This is a genomic window from Burkholderia sp. 9120 (genome assembly GCF_000745015.1).
Lineage (GTDB): Bacteria > Pseudomonadota > Gammaproteobacteria > Burkholderiales > Burkholderiaceae > Paraburkholderia.
The window spans coordinates 4,314,133-4,336,989 of record NZ_JQNA01000002.1 but is presented as its reverse complement, the minus strand read 5'-3'; the positions used below and the strand labels follow the sequence as shown (position 1 = coordinate 4,336,989).

12 protein-coding genes and 1 pseudogene are annotated in these 22,857 nt (G+C 62.7%); 7 read left to right on the top strand and 6 right to left on the bottom strand.

What is annotated here, in order from left to right; translation table 11 throughout:
* Genes FA94_RS27485 through FA94_RS27475 form a run of 3 tightly spaced genes read left to right on the top strand, consistent with a single transcriptional unit; the run spans position 1 to position 2,401 of the window.
* Complete coding sequence (locus FA94_RS27485; protein ID WP_035557177.1) at positions 1-1,401, top strand: efflux transporter outer membrane subunit; 1,401 nt, start codon at positions 1-3, stop codon at positions 1,399-1,401.
* A gap of 54 nt (positions 1,402-1,455) precedes the next feature.
* Positions 1,456-1,689, top strand: coding sequence for a DUF2964 family protein (locus FA94_RS27480; RefSeq protein ID WP_051980799.1), 234 nt, complete (start codon positions 1,456-1,458; stop codon positions 1,687-1,689).
* A gap of 10 nt (positions 1,690-1,699) precedes the next feature.
* The gene (locus FA94_RS27475) at positions 1,700-2,401 is read left to right on the top strand and encodes an AIM24 family protein (protein ID WP_035557174.1); all 702 of its coding nucleotides are present in this window, start codon (positions 1,700-1,702) and stop codon (positions 2,399-2,401) included.
* Positions 2,402-2,560: 159 nt separating this feature from the next.
* Here FA94_RS27475 and FA94_RS27470 read toward each other — a convergent pair whose 3' ends face one another.
* Together FA94_RS27470 and FA94_RS37405 are read right to left on the bottom strand one after the other, a co-directional pair.
* A complete protein-coding gene (locus FA94_RS27470) occupies positions 2,561-4,108 on the bottom strand; it encodes a ShlB/FhaC/HecB family hemolysin secretion/activation protein (protein ID WP_156126718.1) in 1,548 nt (515 codons plus the stop codon).
* A gap of 68 nt (positions 4,109-4,176) precedes the next feature.
* Entirely contained in the window at positions 4,177-14,547 is a 10,371-nt protein-coding gene (locus FA94_RS37405) for a YDG domain-containing protein (RefSeq protein WP_197070250.1), read from the bottom strand.
* A gap of 824 nt (positions 14,548-15,371) precedes the next feature.
* Here FA94_RS37405 and FA94_RS27460 point away from each other — a divergent pair.
* Both FA94_RS27460 and FA94_RS27455 read left to right on the top strand, forming a co-directional pair.
* Complete coding sequence (locus FA94_RS27460) at positions 15,372-16,139, top strand: DUF2092 domain-containing protein (protein WP_035557171.1); 768 nt, start codon at positions 15,372-15,374, stop codon at positions 16,137-16,139.
* A gap of 11 nt (positions 16,140-16,150) precedes the next feature.
* On the top strand, positions 16,151-16,627 hold the full coding sequence (locus FA94_RS27455; RefSeq protein ID WP_035557168.1) for a hypothetical protein: 477 nt from the start codon (positions 16,151-16,153) through the stop codon (positions 16,625-16,627).
* A gap of 50 nt (positions 16,628-16,677) precedes the next feature.
* Here the strand turns inward: FA94_RS27455 and pstS are convergent, their stop codons facing one another.
* Positions 16,678-17,769, bottom strand: coding sequence for a phosphate ABC transporter substrate-binding protein PstS (pstS, locus tag FA94_RS27450; protein ID WP_081936161.1), 1,092 nt, complete (start codon positions 17,767-17,769; stop codon positions 16,678-16,680).
* A gap of 67 nt (positions 17,770-17,836) precedes the next feature.
* Positions 17,837-19,324 (bottom strand): MFS transporter, encoded by a 1,488-nt coding sequence (locus FA94_RS27445; RefSeq protein WP_051980793.1) that lies wholly within the window; start codon positions 19,322-19,324, stop codon positions 17,837-17,839.
* Between the two features lie 661 nt (positions 19,325-19,985).
* Between FA94_RS27445 and FA94_RS27440 the strand changes: the two genes are divergently transcribed.
* Positions 19,986-20,195 carry a hypothetical protein gene (locus tag FA94_RS27440; RefSeq protein ID WP_035557164.1) on the top strand — a complete coding sequence of 70 codons (210 nt, stop codon included), beginning with the start codon at positions 19,986-19,988 and terminating at the stop codon, positions 20,193-20,195.
* Between the two features lie 583 nt (positions 20,196-20,778).
* Positions 20,779-21,027: a hypothetical protein gene (locus FA94_RS27435; protein ID WP_035557162.1), complete on the top strand. Its 249-nt coding sequence runs from the start codon at positions 20,779-20,781 to the stop codon at positions 21,025-21,027.
* A gap of 77 nt (positions 21,028-21,104) precedes the next feature.
* On the opposite strand, the pseudogene FA94_RS39930 reads toward FA94_RS27435, so the two are convergent.
* Positions 21,105-21,278 (bottom strand): annotated as a pseudogene (locus FA94_RS39930) (hypothetical protein); the annotation flags it as partial.
* 107 nt (positions 21,279-21,385) lie between these two features.
* Positions 21,386-22,837, bottom strand: coding sequence for a short-chain fatty acid transporter (locus FA94_RS27425; protein WP_035557158.1), 1,452 nt, complete (start codon positions 22,835-22,837; stop codon positions 21,386-21,388).
* Positions 22,838-22,857 lie beyond the last annotated feature (20 nt).

The window sequence follows — 22,857 nt, the reverse complement described above, 5'->3', positions numbered from 1 at the left end:
ATGAAACCCTCGCTACGTCGACTCGCCCCGGTGGTCTGCGCGTGCTGGCTGGCCGGCTGCACGGTTGGGCCCAACTATCATCGGCCCGAAGTGGTCACGCCCGCATCGTTCCGTTACGCAGCGCCTGATGCCGAAGTGGTCGACCCGTCCGCGCTGCAATGGTGGAATCAGTTCAACGACCCTGTGCTCGACTCGCTGATCGAGCGGGCGCTGGCGCAGAACAAAGATCTCTCCATCGCGGCCGCACGCGTCGACGAGTTTTACGGCCGCTTGATGACAACGCGCGCCGGACTGTTCCCGCAAGTCGGCGCGAACCTGGCCGGTGGCCGCAGCCGCGGCGTGCCCGCGCCGGGTTATCCGCCGGCTGTCGGCAATCAGGTTCAGCTCGACTTGATGGCGTCGTGGGAAATCGATCTGTTCGGCCGGGTGCGGCGCATGACCGAAGCCGCGCGGGCCGACTATCTCGGCACGCAGGCCGCGCAACAGGCCACACGTATCGCGTTGATCGCGAGCGTGGCGACCGCTTATCTGCAATTGCGCGATCTCGATCAACGGCTGGAGATCGCGAAATCGACGTTGGCGAGCCGGTCCGACGCACTGACGCTGTTTCAGGAGCGTTTCGGCGGTGGCGTGGTTTCGCAACTGCAGGTGAGTCAGGCGAAGTCGGAGTTTCAATCGGCGCAGACTTCGGTGTATGCATTCGAGCAACAGATCGCACAGCAGGAAAACGCGTTGTCGCTGCTGCTCGGCGATAACCCGGGGCCGATTCCACGCGGCAAGCCGCTCACGCAATTAACCGCGCCGGCGATTCCGGCGGGGCTGCCGTCGTCGCTGCTCGAGCGGCGGCCGGATGTGCTGCAGGCCGAACAGGCGTTGGTCTCCGCGAATGCATCGATCGGCGCGGCACGCGCGCAATACTTTCCGGAGATATCGTTGACGGGTCTGTTCGGCGCGGCGAGCACCGCACTGTCCGGACTCTGGACCGGACCCGCGCGCATCTGGTCGTTCGCGGGCGCAATATCGCAGCCGATTTTCACCGGCGGTGCGATTGCCGGCTCAGTGCGCACCGCCGAGGCACAGCAGCAGGAAGCGTTATTCAGCTATCAGCAGACCATCCAGTCGGCGTTCGCGGATGTGGAGAACGCACTGGTCGGCGTGACGAGTACGCGCGATCAGTTGAAGGCGACCAATCAACAGGTCGAGGCGCTGGTTCAATACACGTCGCTTGCGCATGATCTGTACGAAGGCGGCTATACGAGCTATCTGGAAGTACTCGACGCCGAACGCAATCTTTTCGCGGCGCAGTTGCAGCAGTCGCAGTTGCAGGATCAGCAGCTTGCGCAGGTTGTCGCGTTGTATAAGGCGCTGGGATATGGCTGGACGATGAACACCACGCAGTAGTGTGCGGTGAGCCTGCGCCACGGTCCCGTACCATTCCGCACGAAGGAGCTTCGAATGGAACATCACTCTTTGAAAGACCGATTCCCGCCCGAACGCAGAAAGCTGATTCGTAGCAAGGTGCATGTTCTGCTCGCGGCAATCGGTACGTTGTCGGCGGTCGTGGGCATTGCCGTGGCGATCGACGGCGGGCTGGAGTTCAATCGCGTGAAGGTACTGGTCGGCGTGGCGATTATCGTGGTGTCGACGATTCTTTATATTTCGATGCTTTTTGTGTCGGCTAACGAGTGAAAGGAAACGCATGAATCAATTGCCCCGGCTTCTGCCAACGGCTGCGGCGGACGAAACGTTCGGCGGCGTCACCTATCACATTGGCGGCGAGCTGGTGCCGGTGTTGTCGGTTGACGTCTCCCGGCAGCCGGTCTACTTCGAGCATCACATTCTGCTGTGGAAGAACTCGAATGTCCGGATTGGCATCCGGCCCGTCAAAGGCGCCGTGAAGCGCATGCTCGCCGGCATGCAGGTGTTCATTACGGAGGCGAGCGGCGACGGCATCATTGCGTTCAGCCGTGACGGCGCCGGTCACATCGTGCCGATCCATCTTCGCGCGGGTGAGGAATTGCATGTGCGCGAGCATCAGTTTCTAGCCGCCACCGGCAACGTGGAATACACCTTCGAACGGATTCGCGGCATCACCAACATGCTGTTCGGACAAACTGGTTTCTTTATCGACAAGTTCCACGGACACGGCGGCGAAGGGGTGCTTTGGCTCCACGGCTATGGCAATGTGTTCGAGAAGGTACTGGCGGCCGGCGAGACCATCGACATCGAACCCGGCGGCTGGCTTTACAAGGATCCGCAGGTCAAGATGGATACGGTGGTCGACAGATTGACCAGTGGCCTCTTTGGCGCGGGCGTCAATTTCATCGTGAACCGGTTCACGGGTCCGGGGCGCGTGGGGATTCAGTCCATGTACCTCAATAACTCGACCTCGGATCGGTAGACCCCGATCAGAATCCCTTGCGGAACTGTAGCCACGCGTGCGTTGACCGGCTCGTATTGCTGCCTAGCAACTCGGGCCTTTTGCCAAACGGAACGGCGACGCTCACGCTAAGCATCACGCGATACGGGCCGCTCCACTGAACCCCGACGCCCGCGCTGCTCAACTGGCCGGTGTTGGGCCCCGGTACGAACGGATCCTTGTATTGCTGCACCAGCCGCTATCGACAAACGCGGAAAACTGCCAGACACCCGGCACGCGCGGGAACACGGCGTCGTGACGGTATTCGAGCGTCGCCAGATAGCCCTGCGCGCCGGCCAGCACGCCCACATCGTAACCACGCACGCTGTCCGGACCACCCAGATAGAACTGCTCGGAGGTATCGAGGTTCTTGCTGGCGGTCTGTCCGGAGAAGCCGAAATAGAGGGCATCGTGGCGCGTGAGTTGCTGCAGGCGGGACAGCGAAAGCGCGAGTTTGACGTAGTGTCCGGACGTGTCCGTGCCGAGTTGATCGATATAGTCGGTCTGCAGGTTATTGGCGGCCAGAATTCCGTAAGTGAGCGAGGCGCGCGCGTTGATCACGCCGGTCGAATCCAGTTCGTCGCCGGCGAGCGTGGCCGTCCAGCTACTGGTCTGACGGTCGTTCTGGATGCCGATAATGTCGATATTGTCGTTGAGCTTGCGGTAATCGAATTCGACCTGCCCGAACAGATTGCCCCGTGTATTGCGAATCAACGGATGCGCCAGCACCACACTGCCGACAAACGCCGAGCCGTGCGCTTCCAGTGCGGAAAGATCGTCGCCGAGGTGATAGTCGAGCCCGGAAACCGACGCGCCTAGCGTTGTGCCCTCACCGTTGAGCAGGTACGTATAGCCGAGGCGCCCATACGTCATGCCGTTGCCGGACGTCATCGCATTGACATTCAGCGCGTCGCCCTGGTTGAACAGTCCGTTGACGTTGAAGCTGCCATTGCCGCGTACCCGGCCGGTGTATTTGTTGCCGAAGTCGTCCACCCCGACCTCGCCCGTGAAACGCTGCTGCGGGGCGATATCGACCAGCAGGTCCGACGTTCCAACCTGCTGTCCAGGCTTGAGCGTGGAACTGGCGGTCGCGCCGGGAATGTCGGAGAGCAGCAGCAGGGTGCGTTCGAGTTCGTATTCGGTGATGGCTTGCCCTGGTTGCAGCGCGGCGAGCGTCGAATCGAGCACACGCGTGGCGACGCGACTCTGATTGTTCAGCGATACCGCACCATAACGCGCTTCGGCCACGTCGATCCGCACCACGCCGTCCTTGATCGCCTGAGGCGGCACATACGCGGTCGCCAGCGGATAACCCTGCTGGTGATACGCGTCGCTGATGCGCTCGGCCAGCGCGTTGAGATCGTTCAGCGTGAGACGTTTGCCCTCGCTGGACGCCACCAGCGCGTGCAGCGTTGCCGTGGGTAGCGCCGTGTTGCCCGTGATCACGATGGAACGCACCGGAAACGACGTCGTATTGTCCGCCGGCGTTGGGCTTTGCGGCTCGACGGTCAGGCCGAGGTTCGACGACGGCGGCTGTATCGGCGCCTGCGGCACCTGTTGAAGAAGCTGACCGCTATCGGGCGGTGGTGTGATCCGCACCTGCCCGAGCGCGGTGATGGCAGTCGTAGCGAGCGAAAGGGCGACACACATACGGGTGATACGTAAGCCGTTCGAGTGAATCGCGGTCATGTTCGCCAGTTTGAAGAAGGTATTGGACGCGCTACGGCGCACTTTATTTTTTGCTTCAACGAGAGGCCTCAATTCGTCGGCAGCTTGACGCCTCCGTTCAGTACGGTGAGGGCGAGCCCGGAGCGGAAATCCGTGCGCGTCAGATTGCGCTCCACCGGACGGTCCTCCTGTTTCTGGTTGCCCGCGAAATTGCCTTCGGAGGTCGACGACGCCGTGCCGTACGGCGTCGACACGGCGTCGGCGCCGAGCAGGGCCTGGGTGCTGGCGAGCGCACCAGGCGGCACGGGCGTGACCGGCGCGACGATGTCGGCGGTGAGTCCGGCCGGTTGCACCAGCACATAGTTGCCCGCGTCGACGCCGCCGATCGTCATGCCGGTGCCCACCGGTTTGTCCTTGCCGATGTTCGGATCCTGGAACGTGCCCACGGTGTGATTGCCGAGCGTCACGAGATCGCTACCGAACACACCGGACAACGTCGCGCCCGACAGACCGTCGAGCACGGTTCCGTTGTAGGGCCGGTTGGTCGTCGTCGTGCCGACGACAGCGAGCGTGGCCGGCGTGATCGTCACCCAGTCCGTGCTGCCGGCCAGTGCATAGTTGCTCGCGAGCGCGGCGCCGTTACCGCTGAGCGTGAAGCCGGCGAGGCCGCCCGCCGCGAACGGCAGCGCGGTGCCGACATTCTTCGTGGACAACGTGCCGGCGCCGCCGAGCGTCAGTGTTTCGCCGTTCACGCCTTGCAGCGTGCCGTTCGTGCCGAACAGGCTTGCGGTGGCACTCGTCGTCGCGTCGTAGATCCGGGTGCCGGTCAGATTGAGCTGGGCGGGCGTGATGTCGGCGGAAGTGGCGGCCGCGTTGTTGAACGTATAGTTGCCCGCGTCCGCGCCGCTGCCGGCGATACCGGCGACCGCAATGCCGATGCCGTTGCCGGCATTCGGCGAAGCAAAGCTGGCGGCGCCCGGGCTGAACGTCACGTTGTCGCCGCTCACCACACCGTTGCTGGCCAGACTGACGGACGCGGTTCTCGTGCCGTCGTAGACCTTGTTTTGACCTGTCGCCGTGACCGTGATCGCCAGCGGCGACACGCTCACCCAGTCGACCCCGCCTGCCAGCGTGTAGTTGCTCGCGAGCGCCGCGCCGTTACCGGTCAGCGTGAGACCGGCGAGGCCGCCCGATGCGAACGGTTGCTGCTGCCCGACATTCCTGCTCGTCAGCGTGCCGGCACCGTTCAGCGTCAACGACTGGCCGTTGACCCCGCTCAGCACGCCGCCGTTGCCGAACAGCGTGGCGGCGGCCTGATTGCTGCCGTCATAGTTCCGGCTACCGGTGAGGTTCAGCACCACGGGCGTGATGTTCGCCACCGTGAGCGTGGTGGTGTTGAACGAATAGTTGCCGAGATCGCTGCCCGTGCCGACGATGCCGGACACCACCACCGGAATGTTATTGCCGGCGTTCGGCGTGACGAAGTTCGCGCCGGTGTAGCTGAAGTTGGCGGAGTCGCCCGCCAGCAGGCCACGAATCGTCAAGCCGCTGATCTGGGCGGTCGTCGTGCTGTCGTAGGTCTTGTTCTGCGCCGTGGTGACGAGCGTCAGCGAGAGCGGCGTGATGCTCACCCAGTCGACGCCTCCGGCGAACGTGTAGTTGCCGGCTTGCGCCGCGCCGTTGCCCGTCAGCGTAAAACCACCGAGCCCATTCGCCGCGAACGGAATCTGCGTGCCGACGTTCTTCGAGGACAAGGCACCCGTGCCGCCGAGCGTCAGCGTTTCACCGTTGACGCCGGTCAGCACGCCGTTGTTGCCGAACAGCCCCGGCGCTGCGGTGGCGGTGCCGTCGTAGCTGCGCGTGCCGGTCAGATTGAGAATGGCCGGGGTGATATTGGCGCTGGTCGTCGCGCTGTTCGCGAACGTGTAGTTGCCGGCGTCCGCGCCGCTGCCGGTAATGCCGGAGACCCGCACCGGAATCGCGTTGCCGACGTTCGGCGTGTTGAAGTTCGCGCCCGTGTAGTGGAACGTGACGGTGTCGCCGGTCAGCACGCCGCTCTCGCCGAGTGTGACCTGGGCGGTGGTGGTGCCGTCGTAGGTCTTGTTCTGTCCACTGGCGGTGAGCGTGACGGCAAGCGGGTTGACGGTGACCCAGTCGACGCCGCCGGCGAACGTGTAGTTGCTGGCCTGCGCCGCGCCGTTGCCCGTCAGCGTGAAGCCGGCGAGACCGTTGGCGGCGAACGGTTGCTGGGTGCCCGCGTTCTTCGTGGCCAGCGTGCCGGCGCCGCCCAGCGTCAGCGTCTCGCCGTTCACCCCGGTCAACACGCCATTGCTGCCGAACAGCCCGGCGGACGCGTTGGCCGTGCCGTCGTAACTGCGCGTGCCGGTCAGGTTGAGGATCGCCGCCGTGATATCCGCGCTGGTGGTGGCCGAGCCGGGGAACGTGTAGTTGGCGATATCCCCGCCGCTGCCGCTGATACCCGTGACCGTCACCGGAATCGCGGTGCCGACATTCGGCGAGCCGAAATTGGCCGCGCCATACGAGATCGACGCGTTGTCGCCCGCCACGAGGCCGCTCACGGTGAAGCTGCCGAGTTGCGCGAGCGTCGTGCCGTCGTAGGTTTTGTTCTGCCCGACGGCCGTCACGCTCAGCGCCTTCGGCGTAATCGCGACCCACGGCACACTGCCCACGAACGTGTAGTTGCCGGCCAGCGCCGCGCCGTTGCCGGTCAGCGTGAAACCGTTCAGGCCCGTCGATGTGAACGCCTGGGCCGGGCTCACGTTCTTGCCCACCAGCGTACCGGTGCCGGTGAGCGTCAGCGTTTCGCCGTTGACGCCGCTCAGCACGCCGCTATTGCCAAACAGGATCGCGTTGGCGTCGGTCGTGCCGTCGTAGACGCGTGTGCCTCTCAGCGTGAGGATGAACGGATCGATATCTGCGCTCGTCGTGGCGGTCGTATTGATGGCGTAATTGCCCACGTCCGCGCCGCTGCCGGCAATACCGCTTACAGCGATCGGAATCGCGTGTCCGGCATTGGGTGTGCTGAAGCTGGCCGAGCCGTAGCTGAAGTTCAACGTATCGCCCGCGATCACGCCGCTACTGCCGAGCGTCACCGTCGCGGCCGTCGTGCCGTCGTAGGTTTTGTTCTGCCCCGTTGCGCCGACGGTGATCGACAGCGGCGTGATCGTGACCCAGTCGACGCCGCCCGCGAGCGTGTAGTTGCTGGCCAGCGCAGCACCGTTGCCGCTCAGCGAGAAGCCATTCAGACCCGTGGCGGTAAACGGCGTCTGCGTGCCGACGTTTTTCGACGTCAGCGTACCTGTGCCGCTCAACGTAAGCGTTTCGCCGTTGACGCCGGTCACGACGCCATTGCTGCCGAACAGGCCTGCGACCGCGTTCGTGCTGCCGTCGTAAGCGCGCGTGCCGGTGAGGTTCAGCACCGCCTGGAGGATGTTCGCGGAGGTCGTGGCCGTGGTGTTGAACGAATAGTTGCCCGCATCAATGCCGCTGCCGGTGATGCCGCCGACCTGAACCGGAATACCGGTGCCCGCGTTCGGCGAGTTGAACGCGGCGGTGCCGTAGCTGAAGCTCACGGTGTCGCCCGCCAGCACGCCGGTACTGGCGACGCCCGCCGTCGCCGAAGTCGAGCCGTCGTAGACCTTGTCGCTGCCGGTGGCCGTGACCGTGATCGGACGCTGCGTGATCGTGCCGGTCAGGCCGGTGGGTTGCACGAGCGTGTAGTTGCCGGCATCCGCCCCGCCGATCGTCATGGTGGACGCCGTCACGGTTTTTGACGTGCCGACGTTTTTGTCGGCGAACGTGCCGCTGGTGTCGTTGCCGAGCGTGACCGTATCGGCCAGCAGCACGCCCGATAGCGTCGCGCCGCTCAACGTGGCGCTCGTGGTGGCGTCGTAGACTTTCGTGTTCACCGAGGCGCCGCTGACCGTGAGCGTCGCCGGCGTAACGGTGACCCAGTCGGTGCCGCCCGTCAGCGTGTAGTTGCTCTGCAGGGCCGCGCCGTTGCCCGTCAGCGTGAAGCCGGCGAGGCCGCCGGCCGCGAACGGTTGCTGCGTGCCGACGTTTTTGGTGGACAGCGTGCCGGCGCCGCCGAGCGTCAACGTTTCGCCGTTCACGCCAGTGAGCACGCCGTTGCTGCCGAAGAGCGTCGCGTTGGCGCCGGTGGTCGCGTCGTAGACACGCGTGCCCTGCAGACTCAACGCATAAGGCGTGATGTTCGCGCTGGTCGACGCCGTGCTGTTGCTCAACGTATAGTTGCCCGCGTCGGCGCCGGTCGCCCCGATGCCGACCACGGCGATCGGGATGCCGTTAGCGACGTTGGGCTGCAGGAAGGTGGCCGAGCTGCTGGTGAACGAGATGTTGTCGCCCGCCACCACGCCCGTGCTGCCGAGCGCCACAGTGGCGCTTCTCGTGCCGTCGTAGACCTTGTTGTTGCCGGTGGCGTCGACCGTGATGCCGAGCGCCGTGATGTCGGCGGTGATGCCACCGGGCTGGGTCAATGTGTAATTGCCGGCGTCGCTGCCCGTCGTGGTCATGCTGGTGGTGACCGGCTTGCCGGTGCCGACGTTTTTGTCGTTGAATTGCCCGACCGTGTCGTTGGCCAACGTCACGTTGTCCGAGCCGAGCACGCCGTTCAGCGCCGCACCGTGAAGTGCCGCACTGGTCGTGCCGTCGTACACCTTGTTGTCGGCATACGTGCCGGTGACCGTCAGGCTCGCGGGCGTAATCGTGACCCAGTCCGTTCCGCCGCTCAACGTGTAGTTGGTCGACTTGGCGCCGCCTACGCCGGTCAGCGTGTAGCCGCTCAGGCCGTTCGCCGCGAAGGCCTTCTGATTGCCGACGTTCTTGTCCGTGAGTTGCCCTGTGCCGGTCAGCGTCAGCGTCTCGCCGTTGGCGCCGGCCAGCGTGCCGTTCGCACCGAACAGGTTGGCCGCCGCGATAGCGGTGGTGTCGTACACCCGGTTGCCGGTCAGATTCAGCACGAACGGCGTGATGTTGGCACTGGTCGTGGCCGAGGTGTTGTTCAGCGTGTAGTTGCCGGCATCGCTGCCGCTCACGCCGATGCCCATTACCGTGACCGGAATGGCGTTGCCGACGTCGGCCTGCGCAAAACTGGACGACGCGCTGGTGAACGCCACATTGTCGCCCGCCACCACGCCGGGGCTGCTCATCGACACCTGCGCCGCGGTGGTGCCGTCGTACACCTTGTTGATGCCGGTGGCGCCCACCGTGATACCGAGCGCCGTAATGCTCGCCACAATGCCGCTCGGCTGGACCAGCGTGTAGTTGCCGGCGTCCGTGCCGGAGATCGTCATCTGCGTGGACACCGGCTTGTTGGTGCCGACGTTCTTGTTGTTGAACGTGCCGGTCGCCGCGTTGCCGAGCAACACGTTGTCGCCGCCGATCACGCCGTACAGCAGCGCATTCTGCAGCGCCGCGGCCGTGGTGCCGTCGTAGATCTTGTTGCTGGCGGTCGTATTGAGGACCGTCAGAAGGGCCGGCGTCACGGTCACCCAATCGGTGCCGCCCGTCAGCGTGTAGTTGCTCGCGAGGCCGGTTCCGTCGGACAACGCGAGGGTGCCCAGACTGCCCAGCGGCACCTTGTTGCCGACGTTTTTACTGGGCAGCGTGCCGACGCCGCTCAACGTGAGCGTCTGGCCGTTGACGCCGTTGACCAGACCGCCCGAGCTGAAGAGTCCCGAAGCGGCATTGATCGTGCCGTCATAGACGCGCGTGCCGGTGAGGTCGATCACCTTCGCCGTGATCGCGCCGAGCGAACCCGTCGCGGACGTCGGCAGCAGATAGTTCGAGAGGTTCGTGCCGAGCGGCGCGGCGTAGTCGGACGGCTCCAGCGTGGCGCCGATCCCAATGTTCGTGCCGACGTTCGGCGAAAAATAACCGCTCGACGCGGTCTGCGTGACCGTGGCGCTCTGACTGCCCACAAAACCGGTGAGCGTGAAATCGGACGCCCCGAGCGACACCGAGGTACTGCCGTCGTACTGCTTGACCGGATTGCCGCTGATCACGACGGTGAGGGGCGCCGGTGTGATATTGGCGATCAGGTTCGACGGTTGCGACACCGTGTAGTTACCCGCCTGCGCGCCGCCGACGGTGAAGCCGCTCGCGACCACCTGCAGATTGGTGCCCGCGGCCGGTGTGATGAACTGACCGCTGGCGGCGCCGGAAGCCAGCGTGACGTTGTCGTTGCCGAGCACGCCCGACAACGTGGCGCCGCCGCTATTGATCGTCGCCGCCGTAGTGCCGTCGTAGACCTTGTTGTTCGCCATGGCGCCGTTCACGAACAGTTGCGCCGGGGTGATGTTCGCCGTCAGTCCGGCGATCGGCTGCAGCGCGTAATTGCCGGCGGCACTGCCTGAAATGCTGAAGCCGTTCGCGCTTACCGCGATGCCGTTGCCGACGTTGGACTGCGCGAACGTACCGGCGGTGGAGGTGTTCAGCGTTACGCTGTTCGTGTCGCCCGCCACCAGGCCCGACAGCGCGGCGCTGCCGACATTCAGGGTATCGGCCGTGGTCGTGTCGTAGACCTTGTTGTTCGCGTAGGTGTTGAGGATATAGAGCGGCGCCTGCGTGATCGTGCCGGGGCCCGACGCGGTGGTCGGCAGCGTGTAGTTGCTCAACAGCGTATTGCCGTTGGCCGCATAGTTGCCCGGCACCAGTTGTCCGCTGACGGTCCAGCCGCCCGCATTGGCTTGCGCGTAGTTGAACTGGGTGGACGGCGTGATCGTCGCGCCTTCGCCGCTCACGAAGCCGCCGATCTGGAAGTTGCCGCTGTTGAGCCGCGCGCTCGCGACGCCGTTGTAGACCTTGCTCGGATTGCCGACGATGCTGACCGTGAGCGGCGCCGGAATGATCGTGCCGACGCCGTAGGCGATCACGGGGAACGTGTAGTTGCCCAGATTCGTGCCTGCGCCCGCCGTGAAGTCGCCCAAGGTCAGCGTGGCCGAAACGGGCTGCTGGCCCGCATTCTTCGACGCATATTGTCCGGTGATGGTTTGCGACACGGCCGCGCTGTCGTTGCCCTGGAAGCCCGACAGCGTGAAGTCGCCGGCGGGAATCGTGGCGACGGTGGTGCCGTCGTAAGTCTTCGACGGATTGTTGGTAATCGCCGCGGTAAAGCTGCCGCTCAGCGCCATCTGCACGATCGTGCCCATGCCGATCGCCGTGGCGGGCAGCGCGTAGTTGGAGAGCAGGGTGCCGGGCCCCGCGGAAAAATTGGCCGCGTTCAGGCTGGTGCTCACGCCCTGGAAGCCGACGTTGGGCGACGCATAGGCGCCGGTGATCGGCGCCGGATTCAGGTTGACGGTCTCGCCGGGAATCGCGCCGCTCACCTGGTAGTTGCCGGGGCCGAGCGTCGCCGTGGTCGTCGAATCGTAAACCTTGGTCGGGTTGTTGATGATGCCGACCACGATCGGCGCCTGCTGGATGATGCCGTTCGGATTCGTCAGGCTGGCCGGGAACGTGTAGTTCGACATCGAGGTGCCCGCCGCGGGCGTGAAATCCGACGGCGCCAGCGTCGCGGTGACGGCAATGCCGGTCCCGGCGTTCTTGCTGGCGTAGACCGACGAGGTCTGTCCGATGGTGGCGCCTTGGCCGCCCACGAAACCGGCGATCGTGTAGTTCGCCGCGCCGAGCGTGGCGTTGACGCTGCCGTCGTAGACCTTGGTCGGCAAACCGAAGAAGGTAATGGTCAACGCCGCCGGCGTGATATTCGCCGTGACGCCGGTGAGCGCCGCGACCGAGTAATTGCCGGCCGCCGATCCGGCCAGCACGAAGCCGTTCGCCGAGACGGCCAGGTTGCTGCCCACATCGGCCTGACTGAAGGTGCCGGTCGAGCCGCTCGTCGACAGGGTGACGTTGCCGCTGTCGGACGGCACCAGCCCCGACACGGCAGCGCTGCCGACGTTGAGCGAAGCCGTCGTCGTAGCGTCGTACACCTTGCTGTTCGCGGTGACGCCCGTGATCGACAGAAGCTTCGGCGTGATGTCGGCCGCGAGGTTCAAGGGCGGGCTGATCTGGTAGTTGGACGCCTTCGCGCCCGTCAGGGTGAAGCCGCTGGCGACCACCGTGATGCCGGTGCCGACGTTCGGGGTAAAGAAGGTGCCGGCCGCGCCCAATGCGTTCAGCGCCACCTGTCCGCTGTCCGCGCCGATGATGCCGAACAGCGACGCGCCGTTCACGTTGAGCGTGTCGGCCCGCGTGCCGTCGTAGACCTTGTTGCCGGCGATCAGCCCGCTAATGATCAGCGGCGCGGGCGTGATGGCGCCGCTGCCCGTCGCGGAGACCGGCAGCGAGTAATTCGCCAGATTCGTGCCGGTGTTCGCGACGAAATTCGTCGACGTGAACGTCGCATTGACCGGGATCGCCGTGCCGGCGTCGGCGCTTGCATAAGAGACGGAACTGGCCTGATTGACCGTCGCGCCCTGGCCGGCCACGAAACCGGTGAAACCGTAATTGCTCGCCGTGAGCGGCGCCGAGGTGGTGCCGTCGTACACCTTGGTCGGATTGCCGACAATGGTGGCCGTGAGCGGCGCGGGCGTGATGATGCCGATGATGGCGGTGGCGGGCGAGCCGGCCGCTTTGTAGCCGTACACGGGAATGGTGCCGGTCGAATCGGCGAAGCTGACGTTCGCGATCGAGGTTGGCGAGCTGACCGAAATGCCCGAACCGGCATTTGCCGACGCATACGTGCCGGTGGCTTTCGTGACGATATTGCCGTTGACGAGTCCCGTCGTCACCAGGTTGGCGCCGCTCAGACTGGCGAGCGTCGTGCCGTCGTAGACTTTGGTCACGCTGCCGGTCAGGCCGGTGAGGGTGACGGTGGGCGCCAGGCCATAGAGGAAGCCGTTGCCGGCGACGACCGGCGCGGTGGGGTTCGTGGCGTTGTATGCGGCGTTGTACTGGATGAACGAAGGCGTGAGTCCACCGGCCGTATCGCTCATGGGGTTGGTCGAATAGATCAGCCACGGCGACGCGGTTCCCGTGCTGACGGCGGCACTGCCCGCGTTGTTCACGAAGTTGGCGGCGGTGGCCAGCACCACGCCGGCGCCGCCCACAATAGACGCGCCCGAGGCGATGGTCAGATTGCCGGTGCCGGCCTGCATCGTCACCGCGCCCGCACCGGTTACCGGCGCGTTCACGTAGATCGCGTTGAGCGCCTGCAGCGTCAGACTGGCGGCCGCGTTGGTCCAGCTGATCGCCGAATTGACGTTGATGTCGCCCGCGCCCGGCGCCTGCACGCCGAAGCCCGAGGCGCCCGACGCCGTGGTCTGCTCGGTGACGTTCGTGCCGCCCTGCAGCGTGCTCGAAATGGCGGTGGCGGCGGTGGCGTCGATAGTCAGATCGATCGGGTCGACCCGCCACGTACCGGCCCGCCCGCTGGGCGCGGCCGCCGTGATCCGGGTGCCCGGCGCCACGCTGAAATGCGCGCCCGAGGTTTCGATCGAGCCGCCGTTGCCGCCGCCCGGCGCGCTGGCGTCCAGGGTCCCGCCGACGTTGACCTGGCCGGCTTCCATACCCGCCAGCAACGTGATTGTGCCTTGATGGTTTTCGACCGTCTGCGCGCGCACCTTGCCCGTGTTGTTCACCGCGCTGGCCAGCAGCGCATCTTTGGCGCCGGCCGTCATGATCACCTGGCCGCCGTCGGCGATCAGCAACTGGCGGTTCTCCGCGAGGTTGTTCAGCGTGCTGCCGTCCACCTGGAGTCGCACGAGCTGCGAGCCGTTGAACGTCAGCGTCGCGGCGCTGCCACCGGCGAGCGCAATCGTGCCGAGCCGCGCGCTGATCACGCCCTGGTTGGAGACCACGTTGCCCAGCAGGGCGACGTAACCGCCGTCGGCGGCGGATATCGTGCCTTGATTGACGACGCTGCCCTTGCCGGAGCCGCTGAAACGGCGACTATTGCTGCCGAGGGTGCCGGCGTCGAGGTCCAGTGTAGTGGCCACCAGGCCGCCCACGTTGACCTGCGCCGTGGGGCCGAACAGCACGCCGTTGGGATTGATCAGCCACACCTGGCCGTTGGCGTTCAGACGCCCGAATATCTCGCTCGGCGTGCTGCCCAGGATGCGATTGACCGCGATCGAACCGCGCCCCGGCTGCAGAAAATTGACCGTTTGGCCCGCGCCGATATTGAAGCTTTGCCAGTTCAACTGGAGCGTCTGACTGCCTTGCTGGATCGTGGTCGTCGCGCCCGATTGCTGGATACTGCCGGCGCCGGAGACAATCTGTCCGCCGCTCGGGCCGCCCGCATGCGCCAGCTCGGCGACGATGAACGACACCGTCACGACGAACGATGAACCCACGCCGCGTTTCGCGGCTCGGCCACATTGGCCGGAGGCGCCCGCCGATCGACGCGTGGCCAGCTCGGACGCAACGACCCACTGTTTGAGAGCACGATTCCAGCACAGGCGAAAGATATGGTTCATGGCGTCGTCAATCGTGAGCATCGCAATCGGAATGGGAAGCTTCGGCGAAAACGGCATGCAGAATCGTCGCGAACCGCAGGGTGGCGATCACGGATCGACCTTTAACGCGGAGGTCGAATTTTCATTGCGTGGACATCTGGACAACGACGAATAGTCGAATGAAATGCGTATTGCAACGGCATGTCTATTACAACGATTCACGATTGAATCGTTGCGCGAAGCGAACGCGATAAAACGCCGGCATGACGAGCAGTATCTTGCGCAGGCTCGCTTTCACACTGACTTCCATGAAAAGTCAGCGGTGGTTTAAAAGAAAGCCACACCTGTCATGCATGATTGTGCGCGAATTGAGTGTAGCACCCGAAAAGAAAAATTCAACATATCAATCGATGATGCAATACAGCAACCGTTCCACGGCATGCCGATGTTCATTGGCCAAGGGGTTCCCGGCATACGCATAATGGAATGGCTGGAATTTTTGGCAGCGAATGCGCCACCATTGTAAATATGTGATATGGACTTCGATTCAGCACGAATTACTGATCCCTATTTTTATCGCCAACATCACGCATGCAGTGAAAATTGAAGTAAAGTCTGACGCGGATATCCATCCTCCACCGCTTGTCGAATTCGAATCCGTGGCTTCGAATGTCTGCGCGAATTCGCATTTCATTGAGTGTCACTGAAATACGCATCAACGAAACACAAGCAATAACCATTGGGCTGAGGCCGGCCCGCGTTGACCCGCCGTATCAGCTGCCTGTTCGAAATCGCTATTACCGTCGTTTTTCGATCCTGTACTACGACTATTCAGGAGAAGCCCTATGGCACCTAGCGCCAGATTGCTATGTCTGCTGGTGGTTCCACTGACCACCTCAGTCTGGGCCGCCGACGCAACCAATGCCCCCGAACCCGCCGACTCCGCCGCCGTGGTCAATCCACAGGTCGTGGATAAAGTGGTGCAAATGGGAGATTACCTTCGCAGCCTGCCTGATTTCCAGGTGAACGCCGCGGTGGAGCGCGATGTCGTGCTCGACAACGGGCAAAAGATCAAGACGCTCGGCACCACGGAGATGGTGGTGCAGGGCAGAAGTCATCTCTACGCGCGAGCCGAAACCGACACGCAAAGCCGCGAGTACTTCTACAACGGCAAACAGCTTACGCAGTACTCGCCGAGCCTGAAGTACTACACCACGGTCAACGCACCGCCGAAAATCCTCGATGCCTTGCACCAGTTCGAGGACTACTACGGCCTGCAGTTGCCCATGGAAGATCTGTTCCTGTTCGGCAGCGATCAGTCGCAGATCGACGCGCTCAAGAGCGCGGCGTACGTCGGCCCGTCGAAGGTCGACGGCAAGGTGTGTGATCACCTGGCGTTCCGCCAGGATGGCGCCGACTGGCAGTTGTGGGTGTCCCGCTCCGACAAGCCCTTGCCCTGCAAGCTCGTCATCACGACGACCGACGACGACAGCAAGCCTGAATACAGCGCGGTGTACCGCTGGAACCTGACGCCGGCCATCAAGGAATCCAGCTTTACGTTCGCACCGGGCAAGGGCGATACGTCGATCCCGTTCAAGAAAGTCAAGGAATAAGGGGTGACCAGATGAAACGGACACATTCGCAATTCGTTCTGCTGGCGGTCACGGCTGTTGCGCTTGTCACCGCTGCCGCGTCGGCCGACTCGCTGGCCGGACCGCGTGAAAAAGGGCAGGCCAAGGCATCCATCAATCGACCCGGGCCGGCGGGCGGCAACAAGGTGAACCGCAGTTCGAGTCGGACCACGGTGAACAGCAACAAGAACGTCAACGTGAACAGCAATCGTGACGTCAACATCAACGTCGACAATCACGGCGGCCGTTATGACGACCACTATCATCCGATCGCGACGGCCGCGGCCGTGACCGCAACGGTGGCGGTTACGTCGGCGGTGGTCGGCTCGGTGATACGCGCCAATCAGTTGCCGCCGAGTTGCGTTCAGGTGATGCGTGTCAATGTCGCGTACATGCAATGCGGGACGGTCTGGTATCAACCGCAGTATCAAGGCAGCAACGTGACCTACATCGTGGTCAATCAGCCCTGAGGGGCGTTACGCAATGAGCGTCGAGCCCTGCGCGTCGCGCAGGGCTTTTTTCATTTGATCGACTGGATCTGCGCCTGACTCAATTCCCAGGTGTGCGGTGGCAACGGAATAAAGTGCGCGCCGGTCAGCCACGCCTCGTTGTCTTCGGACGGCAGAATCGTCCAGAGCAGAAAACGACGAATCGCGGCGGCGGTTGCCGGACTGGATTGCTGGGTAGAGACAACGGCGTACTCATAGTTCACGAGCGGATAAGCGTCGCTAGCGGGCGCGAATACCAGCGTGAGGCGCTCGTCAGGCGGCGTGCGTGCGCCGAGCGAAGCAGCGCCGGCCATGATCGTGTCCCGGGTCGGCAAGACGAATTCGCCCGCGCCATTCTTCAGCGCCGCCGTGCCGATTTTCGCCTGGGCAATGTTATCGCTATAGCTCACGCCGACATAACCAATCGAGTAGTCGGTCGACTGGATCGACTTCACCATGCCCGCATTGCCGGTGGCCGTTATGCCGGCAGGCACGCTGGGCCATGAGATCGTTGTGCCGTAACCGTGATCGCTCTCCCACGAAGGCGTGGAGAACGTCAGGAATTGCGTGAACACGAACGTGTCGCCCGAACCTTCCGCGCGACGAATCGGCACGATCGCGTGATGAGGCAGCGACACACCCGGGTTGAGTGCCGTGATTTGCGGTGCGTCCCACGAGCGGACCGTACCGGAATAAATCCCGGCAAGCGTCGGGCCATCCAGCTTCAGATGAATCGCGTTGAGCCCCGGCACGTTGTAGTTGATCGACTGGGCGGCGATGGCCAGCGGCACATTGATGATCCGCGGATTGTGTTTGATCTCCGCGTCCGACATGTAGGCGTCCGACGCGCCGATATTCACCTTGCCCGCGATCACCTGCTGGACACCCGCCTCGGAACCGGTGGCGCCGATATTGATCTGAACGCCGGGGTGGGACCTGGCGTATTGCGCGACCCAAATGGTAAGAAGCGGATAGAGCAGGGTCGAGCCTGTTTCGTTGAGCGTCATCTCTTGTGCCAGACCGGGGGCACTGACCAGCATGGTGAGTGTCGCCGCACCGAGCGTCCATCCTGCGAAGTTGCGCCACTTTAACCAGAATCCCTGCCTGTTACGCGGGTAAGCCATGCGAGTCTCCGTCGCCTTGTTGCGAAAGCATTGCTTCAATCGCGTGCCGGTAATCGGCCGCGTACGATTAGCGGCCGATCTGGTCGAGGTTCACCCCGTTGGTTTCGATACGGAACAACCACGTGACCACGGCGCCGAGGAGCGACGTACCCACCAGAATGTAAAGAAGTGGACCCGTGCCGATGCTGTTGAGCAGGATCGGAAACAGAAACGCCGTGGCGACCGCGCCGATTTTGCCGACCGCTGCCGCGAAGCCCGCGCCGGTTCCGCGGATCGAGGTGGGGAAGACTTCACCCGCGAGCAGATAGGTTTGCGCGTTCGGTCCGAGATTGGTCATGAAATTGAAGAGCATGAAGCCCGCGAAAATCATCGCGGTTTTCGCTGTGCCGTCGAAGCTGTCGGAGAACGACGCGATCAGCAAGCCGACCGCACAGCCGACGAAGCCGACGACCTGAAGCCAGATTCGCCCGAACTTGTCCGCCAGCGCAACCGCGAACATGATGCCGATGATCAGCAGGGCCGTGATCAGCGCAGCGCCCTTGGCGGCGAGGATATCGTTGAGGATCAGATCGGCGATGCTGCGCACGTGATCGGGCTTGGCGCCGAACGCGGTGGCGAGAATCGTCGGCGTGAAGATGCCGATGCCGTAGGTGCCCAGATCCTGCAGAAACCAGGGCGCGGAGGCGAAGATCGTCGCGCGCAGGTTCTTCCGTTCGAACAGCGCGAGGAAGCTGCCTTTCTCGTGCTCACCTTTTCCGACCACGACGAATTCGCGCGCAAGAACGATCTCGGCCGGATACTGCGGGTAACGAACCAGCAACCGGCGAGCGGCGAGTTCCGCCCGATCGGTCGCGCCGCGTACGTGCAGCCAGTTGGGACTTTCGGTAATGAAGAAGCGCCCGATCGTGACCAGCAAGGCCGGGAAAATCGCCGTGCCGTACATCCAGCGCCATGCGTCGAGCGTCGGCACCATCGACAGCACCAGAAAGCCCACGCCCGTTCCCGCCAGCGCGCCCACCGCCTGAAAGGCAAACGCGGCCAGCACCAGCTTGCCGCGACTCGTACTCGGAATGCTTTCGGAGATGATCATGTGGGCGGTCGGATAGTCGCAACCGAGCGCCACGCCCAGACCGAACAGACACACCACCAGCGAAACGAAATTGGTGCAGAACACCAGCAGCACGAGGAACGCGACGAAGATGATCATCTCGACGATGAACATGCGTTTGCGTCCGAAGTGATCGGACATGCCGCCCAGTCCCACCGCGCCGACCAGAATGCCACACAGGCTCGCCGCACTGATAAAGCCGTTCTGCGCCGCGCCGATGCCGAACTCGCGCGAGATTAGCGGCAGCGCGACACCGGTCATAAACACGACGAAGCCTTCAAAGAACTTTCCGGCCGCGGCGAGTGACCAGATGCGCCACTGCATCTTGGTCATTGGAATTGAAGGTAAGCGCGTTCCGTCTGCCCACATCGGCCGCTCGTCGATGTACTCCTGGACCGACTTGATATTCGCTTTTTGCAAGTCGTCCGTAGCCGCCATGTCGTGCATACGTAAGCTCCTGGTCAGATGATTACTGTTGCAGCGGCGAATCGCGTGTGACCAGCGTTGTGCGGCGCATAGCAGCGCTCGATGGAAATCGCGCTTGCCAAGTCTATGCTCAATTCAACGCGAAGTGCACCACGAGGTGGGCTGAAGCGGCCGCAGTTGAGAGCCGCAGTGTGGCGGTGATTTCGTGACGGTATCGTGACTTTAGCGAGGGTCGCGTGGATGACCGTTGCAGGTGACGACGGAAGAAGAGGGGCTTTGCGTTGGTGAAGTTTTTGTCGAGCGGTATGAATGGCGTTCCGTGCGCTGACTATGTACTGAATTTTAGAGGGCATTGGGCGAAATCCAGATCATCTGGAATCCGTAATGATTTTTGTAGCGTGGAAAAACCTCAACGCGCACTGCCGTATTTCTATCAAAAGAACTTCCATTTCCTTACCAAATCTCTCACAACAGCTTACTTGCCGGAAAGGAAAATGTTTCATATGATTCCAGCGTCCGATGAATCAGGTCCGCATGGCTGCGATGTTGCACGTGGACGCGCCGGCGAGCGCGACCAGCAACGCTTATTTAAAGTAAGGGGTGTTACGGGTCGGTAAGCACTGAATGTCGTCATGCGGGCTGCCAACCTGTTCTCCCTTGTTTGATCTCACTGGAGGTGTGCGTGAATATCGGTTCCCTTGCGAGCTCCGCTGTCGCAGCATCAAATCAATGGACGACGTCGTCGTCGAACCAGCGTGCGCCGTCGTCGAATTCGAATTTCGTTCAGACAGTGGACCGTATCGCCGGCGACGTGGTCCACGTTGCCGCGGCGGTTGCAGCGGTTGCGCCTGTGGTGGGGTTGATTGGCGGGATCATTAACGTGTTTGTCTGACTGCTAGTTGGCAGCCCCGCGAGGCTCAAGTTGCTCGATCCCGCGATCGATCTTCGTCAACTTGCGCCCGAACCGCATGCGCTGGCGTTTCGCGGTTCACCGCTTCACGTCCTCGATCTCGAGCGCTCGTTGCCGGAGAACGTCTTCTGGTCTCAATGAAGGTCCAGCGGTTCTCGTTCACGGTATCCCGGCGATATTTTCAAGCACCTTTGACTTGAACCAAGTGATTCATGATTTCAATGACAAGCCTGTGACAAAGTGAGTTCATCAGATCGGGAATAGTGGACTCCAGTTGAACCAGGCGAGACGGCACGAGATTATCAATCTATCAGGCATGAAATAATCGAATTAAATCATTTTATTTCACATTCTTATGCCGATATCATATTTTACCCACAATCTGGTTTACTTGTAAAATGCAGCGGTCCATTATTGGCGTGCCACGAAGGCCCTTTCTATTTATTATGGATTTTTTTGTGGCGCCACGTTTAACGGGGCAACGCCTTCCAGTTGCATATTGCAGATGCCTACTCACTTCAATAATTCGCTGGTCCCTGTGAGAGGCCATTCCGAGGATAAAGACATGAGTGCAAACACATTTGCAGGACAGTGGATCGATGGCAACAATACCAAAATCACGATTACCGGTGCCTGGGACGTTGTTTCCGTTCAATATTCAGGCGGCCGCGGTCCGTTTCAAGGCTATAGCTCGAACCTGGGCGCCCCGGTTCTGACCGTCAATTTTACTGACGATCAACCGCCTAAAACGGGTGTTCTGGCGACTGACGGTAAGTTGCTGTGGTCGAACAACACGGTTTGGCACCGCGGCTGATATTCCGCACTGATGTAAATTAAAATGTCTGCGCGGAAAAATAAAGTGATTCAGCGTCGCGACTTTTCGTAAATGTTTTACATCAGTGTTTTTAGCCGGAACATATGGCCACAGCAATCTTCGGTGAGGTGCTGTGGCCATTTTGGCAAGAACAGCCGGGGAGAATTCCCAAATCGCCGCTGCGAAAAAATTTCCAGCATCGATTCGATCTGCCGGATCTGATGGCGGATCGCGCCGTGTGTCAGACTCCGTTCGTTGGCGGCCGCGGTAAAGCTGCGGCATCGTTCGGCTGCTTCGAGTGCGCGGCGCGCGGAAGGATTGAGGCGAAGTCAGTCGGTCATCGGGAGCGCGGCGTGAGTTAAGGCATGACTGGCGAATGGTAGGTGAGCGTCCCCGCAAAGGCCCAGAGCATGAAGATCACCAGCGGGAGATGCACGACCAGTTGCGTGAACGTGAATCCGACAATGTCGCGTGCGCGCAGCCCGAGCACGCCGAGGAGCGGCAGCATCCAGAACGGGTTGATCAGGTTCGGCAATGCCTCGGCCGCGTTGTAGATCGTCACCGCCCAGCCCAGGTGCACCTGCAGCAGTTTGGCGGCCTCGATCACGTAGGGTGCTTCGATAATCCACTTGCCGCCGCCGGAAGGCACGAAGAATCCGAGGACGGCGGAATACACCCCCATCACCGCGGGAAACGACGAATGCGAGGACAGCGCGACGAAGAAATGCGCGAGGTGATCGGAGAGCGGCAATCCGGTGGGCGCCGACGCTTTCGTCAGGAGGTAGGCGATGCCACCGTACAACGGAAACTGGATCAGTACGCCGGCAACCGACGGCACCGAACGTGCAACGGCGGTGAGGAATCGCCGTGGCCGCCAGTTCAGTAACATTCCGAGCATCAGGAACAGGAAATTGTAGGTGTTCAGATTCGAGATCGCGATCATCGGGCCTTTCGTCGTGAGCTCGTGCCAACCCCAGATCGCACCGATCGCGACGATAACGACGGTGATGAGCGGGCTGTATTCGAGCCAGTCTCCCGGGCGTGTCGGTCGCGCGATCGTCGCATGCGCTTCGTCGAGTTGAATCCCCAGCTCAGTCGCGGTCTTCGCACGCGCGTCGCTGGGTGCGGACAGATAAGCGATCAGCAACGACGCAGCGGTCAGCACCGCGGCCATCAGCATCGACTGGGGCAGAAAGATGGTCTCGGAGAACGGGATCACCCCGGTGATGGCCAGCAATGCCTTGGGCAGGCTGTCCGGATTCGCCTGCAGTTGCGAGGCGGACGAACTCAAGCCAAGCGCCCACGTCGCGCCCATGCCCAGATATGCGGCCGCGCCGGCGGCCCGGTAATCCATGCGCAGGTCGGTACGGCGCGCAAGCGCACGAACCAGGAGACCGCTGAAGATCAGGCTGATGGCCCAGTTGAACAACGATGCGCCGATGCTGATCAGCGCGACGAACGCCACCGCCGCACGCCCGGACGACGGCAGGCGCGCGAGCCCGTCGATCAGTCTCGACGCGGGCGGCGATACCGCGACGACGTAACCCGAGATGGCGACGATCGCCATCTGCATCGTGAACGGGATGAGGCTCCAGAAACCGTCGCCGAACGCAATGCCGACCTGCCTGACCGGCGCGCCGATCGCCAGCGCGCCGGCCGCCACGATCACGACCGCAATGGCCGCGAAAATATACGCGTCCGGAAACCACTTTTCCGACCAGCGCGCCACGCTGCCGGCCATTCGTTCGAGTACGCCCTCACGCTCGGCGTCGGACGCGTCACTCTTGCGCATTTCCGTCAATTCTTTCATCTCGATCTCCTTTCGCGTCA